The sequence below is a fragment of the uncultured Thermomonas sp. genome (genome assembly GCF_937872235.1).
Taxonomy (GTDB): Bacteria; Pseudomonadota; Gammaproteobacteria; order Xanthomonadales; family Xanthomonadaceae; genus Thermomonas; species Thermomonas beijingensis.
Genome location: NZ_CALMPC010000073.1, coordinates 32,315 through 44,255 on the forward strand (window position 1 = coordinate 32,315; position 11,941 = coordinate 44,255).

The 11,941-nt window shown below is 61.8% G+C and carries 9 protein-coding genes and 1 pseudogene; 4 read left to right on the forward strand and 6 right to left on the reverse strand.

Annotation, left to right across the window (positions count from 1 at the left end; translation table 11 throughout):
• The first annotated feature begins 18 nt into the window (after nucleotides 1–18).
• The 3 genes from QWB57_RS06340 to QWB57_RS06350 all read left to right on the forward strand — a co-directional run bounded on the left by QWB57_RS06340 (nucleotide 19) and on the right by QWB57_RS06350 (nucleotide 3,311).
• Nucleotides 19–963: a MoxR family ATPase gene (locus QWB57_RS06340; RefSeq protein ID WP_288968832.1), complete on the forward strand. Its 945-nt coding sequence runs from the start codon at nucleotides 19–21 to the stop codon at nucleotides 961–963.
• On the forward strand, nucleotides 960–2,261 hold the full coding sequence (locus QWB57_RS06345; protein WP_288968821.1) for a DUF58 domain-containing protein: 1,302 nt from the start codon (nucleotides 960–962) through the stop codon (nucleotides 2,259–2,261). The genes QWB57_RS06340 and QWB57_RS06345 overlap by 4 nt, the downstream gene beginning before the upstream one ends.
• A gap of 96 nt (nucleotides 2,262–2,357) precedes the next feature.
• Nucleotides 2,358–3,311: an energy transducer TonB gene (locus QWB57_RS06350; protein ID WP_288968822.1), complete on the forward strand. Its 954-nt coding sequence runs from the start codon at nucleotides 2,358–2,360 to the stop codon at nucleotides 3,309–3,311.
• Between the two features lie 38 nt (nucleotides 3,312–3,349).
• Here QWB57_RS06350 and aroE read toward each other — a convergent pair whose 3' ends face one another.
• From aroE to QWB57_RS06375, 5 genes are all read right to left on the reverse strand, one after another.
• A complete protein-coding gene (aroE, locus tag QWB57_RS06355) occupies nucleotides 3,350–4,186 on the reverse strand; it encodes a shikimate dehydrogenase (RefSeq protein ID WP_288968824.1) in 837 nt (278 codons plus the stop codon).
• A gap of 105 nt (nucleotides 4,187–4,291) precedes the next feature.
• Complete coding sequence (gene hemB, locus QWB57_RS06360; protein WP_288968825.1) at nucleotides 4,292–5,290, reverse strand: porphobilinogen synthase; 999 nt, start codon at nucleotides 5,288–5,290, stop codon at nucleotides 4,292–4,294.
• A gap of 125 nt (nucleotides 5,291–5,415) precedes the next feature.
• The gene (locus QWB57_RS06365) at nucleotides 5,416–7,068 is read right to left on the reverse strand and encodes a PA domain-containing protein (RefSeq protein ID WP_288968826.1); all 1,653 of its coding nucleotides are present in this window, start codon (nucleotides 7,066–7,068) and stop codon (nucleotides 5,416–5,418) included.
• Nucleotides 7,061–7,501: a hypothetical protein gene (locus QWB57_RS06370; protein ID WP_288968828.1), complete on the reverse strand. Its 441-nt coding sequence runs from the start codon at nucleotides 7,499–7,501 to the stop codon at nucleotides 7,061–7,063. Before QWB57_RS06370 ends, QWB57_RS06365 begins: the two co-directional genes overlap by 8 nt.
• A 196-nt stretch (nucleotides 7,502–7,697) precedes the next feature.
• The gene (locus tag QWB57_RS06375) at nucleotides 7,698–8,693 is read right to left on the reverse strand and encodes a pteridine-dependent deoxygenase (protein ID WP_223628834.1); all 996 of its coding nucleotides are present in this window, start codon (nucleotides 8,691–8,693) and stop codon (nucleotides 7,698–7,700) included.
• A 113-nt stretch (nucleotides 8,694–8,806) separates the two neighbouring features.
• Between QWB57_RS06375 and QWB57_RS06380 the strand changes: the two genes are divergently transcribed.
• Nucleotides 8,807–11,131 (forward strand): S9 family peptidase, encoded by a 2,325-nt coding sequence (locus tag QWB57_RS06380; RefSeq protein ID WP_288968829.1) that lies wholly within the window; start codon nucleotides 8,807–8,809, stop codon nucleotides 11,129–11,131.
• A 72-nt stretch (nucleotides 11,132–11,203) separates the two neighbouring features.
• On the opposite strand, the pseudogene QWB57_RS06385 reads toward QWB57_RS06380, so the two are convergent.
• Nucleotides 11,204–11,941 (reverse strand): annotated as a pseudogene (locus QWB57_RS06385) (MFS transporter); the annotation flags it as partial.

The window sequence follows — 11,941 nt, forward strand, 5'->3', positions numbered from 1 at the left end:
CCCTCCGCCAGCAATCCCATGGCCGAGCGCGCCAATACCATCCGCGAACAAGTGGCCAAGGCCTTCATCGGCCAGGATGATGTGTTGGATTTGGTGATGGTGGCGCTGCTGGCCGGTGGTCATGTGCTGCTGGAAGGCGTGCCCGGTCTTGGCAAAACCTTGTTGGTGCGGGCGCTGTCACAGGCGCTGGGATGCAGCCATGCGCGGGTGCAGTTCACGCCGGATCTGATGCCCAGCGATATCAGTGGCCACGCCGTGTTCGATCCCAAATTGGAACGCTTCGAGGTACGCAAGGGGCCGGTGTTCACCAATCTGTTGCTGGCCGATGAAATCAACCGTGCGCCGGCCAAAACGCAGTCGGCGTTGTTGGAGGCGATGCAGGAACAGCAGGTGACGATTGAAGGCCACAGCTTCCCGCTGCCGCCGCCGTTCATGTGCCTAGCCACGCAAAACCCGTTGGAACTGGAAGGCACCTACCCGCTGCCGGAAGCACAGTTGGACCGCTTCTTGCTGAAGGTGCTGATTGGCTATCCGAAGTTGGAAGATGAAAAGCGCATGGTGGCCGCCGTCAGTGACGGCAAGATGGCCGCGGAGTTTGATTTGAGCCAGATCGCGCAAGTGCTGCACGGTGATGACGTGCTGGCGTTGCAACAGGCCACCGCCACGGTACGGGTGGATGCGGCCGTGTTGGACTACGCCGTGCGCATTGCGGCTGCCACCCGCAACTGGCCGGGGATTGCCTTCGGTGCCGGTCCTCGCGGCAGCATTGCCTTGGTGCGCGCAGCACGTGCACAGGCGCTGCTGAATGGGCGTGATTTTGTCACGCCAGATGATGTGCGCACGATTGCCAAACCAGCCCTGCGCCACCGCATCGCATTGGCACCGGAGCTGCACATTGAAGGCCAATCAGCCGATGCCGTGTTGCATGCGTTGCTGGCCAAGGTGGATGCGCCGCGCCAGTGAGGCCAACCCTGCTGCTACCGCTGTTGTGCATCGGCTGGGCGCTGCTGGGCGTTGCTTGCAGTGTTGGTCTGTTGCCGGCAGATACCTGGTGGACGATGGGCGCTGCACTGGTGCTGGTGTCGCTGGTGGATGCCTGGCGCGTGCGCCGCCTGGCCGCGCCGGACGTGGCACGCGATGTGCCCGATGCCTTGCCGGTTGGCGTGCAGCGCACGGTGACACTGGCGCTGGACAATGGCCCACGCACGCTGCGCGTGGATGTGCATGATCTGCATCCAGAGGCGTGGGCGATCGAGGGATTGCCGCGCACGCTGCAACTTGCAGCAGAAAGCACAACACGATTGCACTATGCACTGCGACCCACCGCACGCGGTGATGCGGTGTTTGCCGGCGTGCAATTGCGCGTGCATTCGCCATGGCGGTTATGGCGACGCAGCCACAGCGTGGCAGCCAGGCAGACCGTGCGGGTGTTTCCCAATTTCGCGCCGCTGGCCAAGCTGGCGATGCTGGGTTCCGAGCAGGCGTCGCGCACGGTGGGTGCGCATATCCGTCGCCGCCGCGGCGAAGGCACCGACTTCCATCAAATGCGCGACTACCGGGTGGGCGACAGCCTGCGGCAAATTGATTGGAAAGCCACTGCCCGCATGCGCCGCTTGATCTCGCGGGAATATCAGGACGAGCGCAACCAGCAACTGGTGATGTTGATCGACACCGGTCGCCGCATGTTGGCGCGGGATGGTGCGCTGACCCATTTCGATCATGTGCTGGATGCCGCACTGGTGGTGTCGTACCTGGCCCTGCGCGAAGGCGATGCGGTGGGCTTGCTGGCCAGCGGCGGCGCGCAGCGCTGGGTTGCACCGCAACGGGGTGGTGGTGCGATTGATGTGCTGCTGCGCGCCAGCTATGACCTGCAACCGCAGCCAGTGGCGACCGATTATCTGGCCGCCGCCACCGAGCTGTCGCTGCGTCAGCGCCGGCGCAGCTTGGTGATGTTGGTGACCAATCTGCGCGATGAGGACATCGACGACTTGCTTGCCGCGGTGCGCATGCTGCAACAGCGGCATCATGTGGTGGTGGCCAGCCTGCGCGAAGAAGCGCTGGACGCGGTGCTGGAGACCGATGTCCACAGCCTGCACGATGCGCTGCGCGCCGCCGCCACCGCCCGCTACCTGCAACAACGCTCCGCTGCCCACGACCTGCTGCGTGCACAACGTGTCAGCGTGCTGGATGTCACCTGCGCGCAATTGCCCGGCGCGCTGGTGGAACGCTATCTGGCGATCAAGCGCGAGGGGCTGTTGTAGCGCGGTAGGTGGCTGGCGTTGGCCGCGCCGGATGGGGTATGCCACGCTTTCTACAAAGGAATTGGCCAACACCACACTGCAATGGGGAGCAACAAAATGAAACGAGTTCTACTTGGGGGGCTACTGGCAATCGCTAGCATGCAGGCCGCGCCTGCGGTCGCCGTGACGCCGGTGGTGGGTGAAAGTGTGTTGACGATGCGGGTGAATGGCGAACTCACCATCGGCACCGAAGGCCAGGTGTTGAGCTACAAAATCCGCAGCAAGCTTGACCCGGCACTGCAAGTGATGCTGGATAAATCGATTCCGCGCTGGCAGTTGACGCCGGTACGGCAAGGCGGCAAGCCGGTCAATGCGAAAACCCCGATGCGTATCACCTTGGCGGCTACCCAAATCCCGCAGGGCTATGAAGTTCGGCTCGACAATGTGGTGTTTACGCCGATCAGCAAAGAAGACTATGAGGCCAAGGCGGCCGCAGCCCGTGCAATCCGCGAAGGCGGGGAAGCCATTACGGTAGGTGATGCGCCGCCATCGCAACCGGTGGTGTTCGATTCCAGGCGAATGTTGCAACCACCGCGTTATCCCGTGGGCCTGATGCGCGCCGGGGTGAGTGGGGCGGTCTTGCTGCATCTGCGCCTGAACCCCGATGGCACGGTGGCGGATGTGGTGGCATCGCAATCCAGCCTGTTCGATATCAAAGGCGCTAGCGCCGTATTGGACAAGGCGCGTGGCTTGTTGGAGAAAGAATCCATTCGTGCCGCACGGAGTTGGTCTTGGCATGTGGATGCCGCGCATCCGGAGCTGTTGACGGCGGATGACCTTACGGTGTGTGTGCCGGTTGAATTCAGAATGGATAGCCCTGGCAAACAGGGTGATGACAACACCGCCGTGTGGCGACAAGAATTCCGTGGTCCCAATCTGCCGGTGCCGTGGCTGGTGGGCAAGGCGGGGCAGCAACTGGTCGGCGTCTCGGACCTGACCGGCAGCGAGCAAGTGGCGGGCGGTTCGGTATTTCAGCTGACGGATCGCAGCGTGTTGGGCCGGGTGCTCTGAAGAACTCTCGGAATTGAGCAACCTGCAATGCGGGTTGCTCAGTCCGCCGTCAGCAAGGCATCGGCGCGGCCGCTGAGTTCGGCAAACACGGCCCCGGTGTCCGGGCGCACGCCGTGCCAGAGCAGAAAGCTTTCGGCGGCCTGTTCCACCAGCATGCCCAACCCATCCACCGTTTGCGCGCAGCCTGCGGCGCGGGCCCAGGCCAGAAACGGCACGGCGGCTTCGCCATAGCTCAAGTCCACGGCCACGCTGCGCGGGGCAACCAAGGCCATCGCCAAGCTGGGGAGTTGGCCGCCACGGCTGGCCGAGGTGGCATTGATCAGCAGATCAAATTCGCCCAATGCGGGCAGTGTGTCCCATGCGCGTGCATGGGTGCGACCCGGTTCACCCATTGCATCCACCAGGGCATCGGCGCGTGCGGAGTTGCGGTTGATGACATACAGCGAATGGATGCCGGCATCCAGCAGCGCCGGGGCCACCCCGCGTGCGGCACCGCCCGCCCCCAGCAACAAGGTGCGGCGACCACGCAAGTCTAGGCCGTGGCGTTCGGTGAGGTCACGCACCAGCCCCAAGCCGTCGGTATTGTCGCCGCGCCATTGCGCGCCGTCACGCAGCACGGTGTTGACCGCACCGGCGCGTAGTGCACGTGCGCTGACGTTGCCGGCACATAGCGCAAAGGCGTCTTCCTTCAGCGGCAGGGTGATATTGGCGCCGACCACGCCACTGGCATCGAGCTTGGCGCGGAAGTCATCGTGATTGGCTTCAATCGCCACGTAGTCCATGCCGATGCCGGTTTGCTTGGCAAACGCGGCATGGATGCGCGGGGATTGCGAATGGGTGATGGGGGAGCCAAATACCGCGTAATGCTTGCTCATGGCCGAACCTCGCAATCAGGAGACGACGAGAGCGTCGGGTGAATCGCGTAGCGGCATTTGAGCCGCGTAGCGATCACCCGGCGGTAGGCGTCGTCGTGGTAGGCATCAATAATTTGACTCACGCAACCATCTTGCCGCATCCAGCGCGAAATAGGTCAGCACGCCATCGGCACCGGCGCGCTTGAACGCGGTCAGTGCTTCCATCGCCACCAGCTTTTCGTCGATCCAGCCGTTGCTGGCGGCGGCCTTGATCATCGCGTATTCGCCGCTGACCTGATACGCATAGGTGGGCCGCTTGAACTGCTGCTTGACCCGATACAGCACGTCCAGATACGGCAGGCCGGGTTTGACCATCACCATGTCGGCGCCTTCGGCCAGATCCAGCGCGACCTCGTGCAGTGCTTCATCGCTATTGGCCGGATCCATCTGATAGGTGTATTTGTTGCCCTTGCCCAGATTGCCGGCGCTGCCCACCGCGCTGCGGAACGGGCCGTAGAATGCGCTGGCGTACTTGGCGCTGTAGGCCATGATCCGGGTGTGGATGAAGCCATGGGCTTCCAGTGCGTTGCGGATCGCACCGATGCGGCCATCCATCATGTCGCTGGGCGAAAGCACGTCCACCCCGGCGGCGGCATGTGCCAGCGACTGCTTGATCAGCGCTTCGATGGTTTCGTCATTGAGGATGTAACCGGTGTCGTCGATCAACCCATCTTGCCCATGCGTGGTGTACGGATCCAGCGCCTGGTCGCTCATCACACCGAGTTCGGGAAAGCGCGATTTCAGTGCGCGGACGGCGCGCGGAATGATGCCGTCCTCGTCCCAGGCGATGCGGCCGTCGGCGGTCTTGGCGGCGGGATCCGGCACACCGAACAGGTCGAGTACGGGCACACCCAATTCCGATGCTTGCTCGCCCACGCGCAGCAGCTCGTCGATGGACAGCCGTTCCACCCCCGGCATCGACGGCACCGGTGCGCGGCCTTGTTCCTCGTGGACGAAGACCGGGTAGATCAGGTCATTGGTGGTGAACGTGGTTTCGCGCATCATGCGGCGCGAAAAATCGTCATGACGCATGCGCCGTGGGCGCACCGGGAAGTGATTGTTCATGCCGGTATTTTACGCCCGAGTGAAATTCGCAGCGTGATCCCGGTCAGACAAGCGTGCGGCCGTGCCTGCGCACAAAAAAACCGGCACCCGAAGGTGCCGGTTCGAGATTGTCACTTCCGCAAGTATCAGCGGCGATACTGGTCGGACTGGCGCTTGATGCAGGTATTCAACTTCAATGCCTGCTGTTGCGTGATCAAGCCATCGGCCAACAGTCCATCACGATACTTGTACATGCAAGACACATAGTTGTTGCGCAAGGCGTTGGTGTCCTTGCACAGCTCACTGGTGGCAGCCATGTTGGAGCCGATCACGATGCCGTAAGCATCACTGGCAGCGGTGCCGGTATCGCAATTGGCAAAGGTCGCGCCACCTTGATGCAGTTTCCAACCGATATCCGCAAACAGCGCGGGGGTCAGATCGACGTTGTATTGCGCCTGCACGGTGGGGGAGTCAAACGGCTCCATCAGTGCATCGGGGTGCAAGGTGGTGTCAAAGTGCGAGAACGTGGAACCGGTGGCCACGATCCATGGCGAGTACAGACGGGTACGCCCGGCGCTATCCATGCCGGCCTTGGTGGCCGGCAGGTCGACCATGCCGCCGGTGATCGGGGCATTGGTCTTGAAGTTTGCGCCATCGGCATACTGCACGATGATCGAGGGGATGGTGATGGTGGGATCAGCACCCCCCATCGAGCCCCAAGTCCCCGTGCTGGAGTTTGCAATCACAACACCAATTGCACCGGCATTCTGTGCATTTTTCACCTTCACCGCAAAGCCGCAGGTGCCACGGTCAATGATGGCGATCTTGCCAGTCACGGCAGCACCATTGGTGATGGCTGAGCAACCGTCGGTGGTGAGGGGGCCGGCACCATTGGCAGCGTCAAGTGCGACGACCCATTGGCCATTGAAGTTGGCAGCGGAGGCCGGCGCACCGAAAGCCGCACCGTAGAAACCATAGTTGCCAGTCAAGGGTGCCGGCGCGGTGACGCGCAACACGCTTTCATGGAAGTTGCCATCCAAAATGACATTGGCGGCGGCATTCACTTTCGGGCCCGTCCACACGGTGCGACCGGGGGTACGCATGGCCGCTGCACGCATGGCATTGGTCATGCTGGCGTCTTCGAAGCTCTTGTTCAGCTCGTTATCGTAGGCATACTTGGTGTAAGCGTCGGAATAACCGTTGTAAAGCGCACCGGTGCTCTTGTTGATGAAGCCCTGGGCGCCAAGGCCATGGCCAATTTCATGCATGACCACGTTCAAGAAGTTGATCTTGCCGGCCGGGGTATTGCCATCGATGCCGAAATACCAACCCGAGCCATCCAGGCACCCGGGATTGCCCAGATTGCCATTGAAGCGCGAAGCGATGTCACCCGGATCGTCCGGATCGGGAACGATGTCGTAACCGAGCAGAGAGTCCGCCAAGGCAGATCCGTAATAACGGACGCGAACACCGTCAGTCAGGCGAATCAGCCAGTTGGTACCGGCCGAACCCAGTACGCCCGAGGTCGAGGTGCAGGTCAGTGGTGCAAACGAGGCGTAGACCTTGACTGGTACCTTGCTCTCCAGCACCGAACCCCACATTTTCATGGCGAATTCGTACACAAAGGTGGCTTGAGCGCCTTTGGTGGTTCCGGGGTTACCGCCAACCGGGGCCGCTGGGGTGGTGTCGTTCAGGCCCACGCCAGGGTTGTCGAGGTTCAACAGCTGGAGGTCTGCGGCAGTGGCAGACCCTGCGGCCAGCAGTGCCGAGGTGGCAAGCGCAAGCAGCGTCTTATTCATTGCCGGCCTCCGGGGTCTTGGCTGCGATGGGTTCGCCGTTCTCGTTGAAGGACAGACTGCCATCGGCGTTTTTCTGCACAGTCAGCTCGCTCATGGTGTCTGCGGTCGGCTTGATCACAGTGACGCCGTTGATTGTACGTTCGGTCGCCTCGGCCTGCTTTTGGTTTGCCGGCAGGCTGAACAAACGCTGCGCACGCGACGACAAGGCACCGCGATTTGCGCGTAGTGAGATATTGTCACCGCTCTGTTGCGCAGCTTTGGCATCCAGTGCCGAACTTTCTTCTGCGGTCAGCGGGCGCAGCTTGCCGGTGGTTTTGTCGATGCCTACCTTGAGGGTGGGACCGGTGGCGGTGGCTTGCGGAGCCGGGTCGCCCGCAAGCGCGGTGCCGGCAATTGCGAGCCCTGCCGCGAGGAGCAGGTATTTTGTTTTCATCTGAATTTAACGTCCTTGACGTGAGCATGGAATCGAAAGCCAGTTTGGCCGGATCTCGACGGAATCTGCGTATGTCAGAAATTCCCCCTGACCGGGCGAGTGTGCCCGTCTTCGCAGCAAAGCTCAAGCAAGCAAAGCTTGATGACCGTCACAGCGGCAGTTTGGTGCCATGCAGCATTTTGCTGAATACGCAGTGTTATTCGTGACTGCCGTCGATCTCGACCAACAGTTCGTGTCGGCACACATGCCCATGCAGCACGATGCGCGGCACCGTGGGTAGCCGTGCAGCCAGCACGGCGTCCACCTGTGCCAGTGACTTGGCATCACGCACATACACCTTGATGCGGGTGCCGGAGCCCAGGCTCGGTGGTAGTGCAAGGCGGCTGTGGCGGGCGGTGTCGATCAGGCTGTGCAGGTTGGCCAGAATCTCACCCAGCTGCGCATCTAGCGAGTCGTGATGCTGCGAAGCGTGCCCGACTACCGCAGCGGTGCCAGACAGCAGTAGTGGCATGCGGAGTGACGGCGGTAGCAGAGCACGCGCAAATCCTGGTGGTTGCGGGCCGTACTGCCGCGGGTAGCGCCAAGCCTGCACTTGGCGCGGGTTTTCCAGCGGGGTGCCGGCCTGTTGCGCAGCCAGCCAATACAGTTGCATGCGGCCGGTGCGCTGTGGATGGCCAATGGCGGTGGCGGCAGGCAACTCGCCGGGTGCCAGCTCGCGGCCAATCCCGCGTGCGCGGCCCACGCAGAACCGGCGATAGCGCTCGGCATCACCATCGCCCTCGGTAATCGCATCCAGATAGTTCCAGATCCGCAGCGGGTGTGCGTAGGCGCTACTGGCAAGCCAGTGGCGCAGGCGCGTATAGGCGTGCGCGGCGGCGGCTTCAACATCGCCGTCATCGGCGATTTCCAACGCACCAAATTGCAGGCCGCCACCCTGTGCCCAAGCAATGTCGCCAGCGTGGCCGTGGCTAACGTCAGCATCCACTTGCCAGCACTCCAGCGGAGCGCGGCCCAAGGCGGGCAGCGCGACCTGCAAATAGCGCGGGTCGGTCGGCGCGGCGGGCGCGTTCGCACCAAAACCAAACACAGCCAGCGTGCCGGGCGTGGTCAAGGCGGTTGCCGCCGGCACATCGCGGTAGTCGATATGCAACCGGCAGGCAGTGTGCGGGGGGGACTCGGGAAGTGCAGCCATCGGGGGCATGATAGCGCGCCGCCCCACTGCCCCCGACGATTGGCAGGGGCACGCTGCCGGCGAGCGCGCTAGCATCGGAAGATGCCGAGGGGCGAACCACGACGAGGATCGGGATGGATGCGAAGCAAATTCTACTGGGCGCATTGCTGGTGAGCGGCGCCGCAACCGGGCAAGCACAGGCGCAGATGCAGCAGGTCACACGCGCAGATTACGTGCGCGCCGCTGGCATGTTGGGCGACCGCACCGGCCCGCTGGTGGATCATCTGGTGAGTGCGCCGGCATGGTTGGACGATGGCAGCGTGGTCTATCGCGAGAGCAATGCGGGCAAGGCACAGACGCTGCGGTTTGATCCTGCCACTGGCAAGTTGGTGCCGGCGTTCAAGGCGCAGGCCTTGGCCGATGCCATGAATTTGGCCGCTGGCGGCAAGGGGCGGCCGGCACAGGCCGACAAATTGCCGCCATTGAGTTTTCGCCGCAATGCCGATGGCTCGCTGCGGGTGACCAGCGTCATGGGTGGCGAGGCGTATCGCTGTGACGTGGCCGGCTGCAGTCCGCTGGTGGTCGCCAAGTCTGGCGATGAACCCGGCACCGCCTCGCCGGATGGCAAGCGTGCGGCATTTATTCGTGCCGGCAATTTGTGGTTGCGCGAGCTGTCCAGCGGCAAGGAAACCCAGCTCACCTTCGATGCCCAGCCCGATTACGGCTATGCCACCAGTAATGCCGGTTGGCAGCATTCGGATGACGCCGTGTTGGTGTGGTCGCCGGACGGCAACAAGATTGCCACCTTCCAGCAAGACCAGCGCAAGACCAGCAGCATGACCTTGGTCGGCACCAATGTGGGTGCGCCGAAGGTGGAGCAGTGGAAATACCCGTTCGTGGGCGACAAGGACGTGACCATGATCGAGCGCGTCATCATCGATGTGTCCGGTGCTGCGCCCAAGGTCATCCGTCTGCAAATGCCGGCCGATCAGCACCGCTCCACCTGCGCCGATGACGTGGTGTGTGATGGCGGTTGGGACGATGTGCAGTGGGCCAAGGATGGCAAGACGCTGGCCTTCATCAGCACCGATCGTGGCCATAAATCCGCCACCTTGCGGGTGGCCGATGCTGCCAGCGGCAAGGTACGCGACGTGTATACCGAAACCGTGGCCACCCAGTACCAGAGCGCGCCGGCCTTGGGCAGCGTGGCATGGCGGTACTTGCCCGAGAGCAACGAATTTTTGTGGTTCTCGCAAAAAAGCAATTGGGGCCATCTGTACTTGCATGACTTGAGCACGGGCAAAGAAAAGCGCCAGCTCACCAGCGGGGATTGGAATGCCACCAAAATCGGCTATCTGGATCAAGCCTCACGCACGTTGTGGTTCAGTGGCGTGGGTCGCGAGCCGGGTGACCCGTACTTCGTGCATTACTACAAGGTCGGATTGGATGCCGGTGCAGTGCAGTTGCTGACGCCTGAGGATGCCAATCACAGCATCACGCCTTCGGAAGATGGCAAGTATTTTGTCGATGTGTATTCGAAGATCGACACGGCGCCGATAGCCGTTGTGCGCGATGGCAATGGCAAGCAAGTGAAAGAATTGGCGCATGCCGATCTCACTCGTTTGAAAGCCGCCGGCTGGGTGGCACCGGAATCGTTCACGGTAAAAGCTCGCGACGGCAAAACCGACATCTATGGGCAACTGTTCAAGCCCTCGCATTTCGATGCCAAAAAGAAGTATCCGATCATCACCTACATCTATCCAGGTCCGCAGGTGGGTTCGATTCGTTCGCGCAGCTTCGTGCCGGCCCACGGTGACCACCAGGCATTGGCCGAGCTGGGCTTCATCGTGATTGCGGTGGATGGCATGGGCACGCCCCTGCGCAGCAAGGCGTTCCAGGATGCCTATTACGGCAACATGATCGACAACACCCTGCCCGACCAAGTGGCCGCGCTGAAGCAATTGGGCGAGCGTTACCCGTGGGTGGACACCAGTCGCGCTGGCATCTGGGGGCATTCCGGTGGCGGCAATGCCACCGCGACGGCGATGTTCACCTATCCCGATGTGTACAAAGTGGGGATTGCCGAATCGGGTAATCACGACAATCTGAGTTATGAAGACGATTGGGGTGAGCGCTACCACGGTTTGCTGGAAGACAAAGGCGACGGCAAGACCAATTACAGCGGGCAAGACAACGCCTCGATCGCGAAAAACCTGAAAGGCAAATTGTTCCTGCTGCACGGCCTGATGGATGACAACGTGCCCCCGCAAACCACGCTATTGGTGGTGGATGCATTGATCAAGGCCAACAAGGATTTCGACCTGTTGCTGTTGCCCAAGGCGCGTCACGGCTACGGTGCGGATAGCTATTACGTGATGCGTCGGCGCTGGGATTATTTCGTGAAAAATCTGCTGGGCGCAGAGCCGCCAAAGGAATTTGAGCTCAAGCCGCAGTACTGACCGCGGTACCCCTTGAGACGACAACGGCAGCGCAGGCTGCCGTTGTTGTGAGCGCAGGCAGGGCGATACCACTCAATGCCCGTTTTGTGCCGCCAGCTGGTCGAGGTCAATCCCTTGTTTGTGCAGCAAACTGGATGCGCGCAGTGCATAGAACGCCAGATAAGCAAAGCAGACCACACCCACCCAGAAGCTCATGTGCACGCCCACCACATCGGCCAGTGCGCCTTGTGCCCAGCTCACCAGGCCGCCGCCCATGATCATCATGATCAGCAGGCTGCTGCCCTGATTGGTATTGCGGCCCAGGCCAGTAATCGCCAATGCAAAAATGCACGGCCACATCGTGCTGCAAAACAGGCCCACACTGATAAAGGCAATGGTGCTGGTCATGCCGCTGCTGAACATCCCGATCAGCAGCGCCACAATGCCGCACACGGCGAAATACAGCAGCATCCGCGCCGGGTTGCCACGGCTCAACCAAGTCGCGGCAATCATCACCACGATCACGCCGGCATAGCCGTAGAACTGCGAAATATCGTGCCGGGCGATGGCATTGACCGCCAGATACACACCAAACGCAAGGAACGGCAGCAGCAACAGCAACATCGATTTGGTGCTGCGGCCAACGTCAAATGCCCCCGCTGCGCCAGTCCAGCGGCCAATCATCAAGCTGGCCCAGTACAACGAAACATACGGCGCCAAGTGCTGGGTTTCGATACCCAGGCCTTCATGCAAATACGCCGGTAAATTACTGACCGTGGACACTTCCACGCCCACATACACAAAGATTGCCAGCATCCCCAATACCAGCTG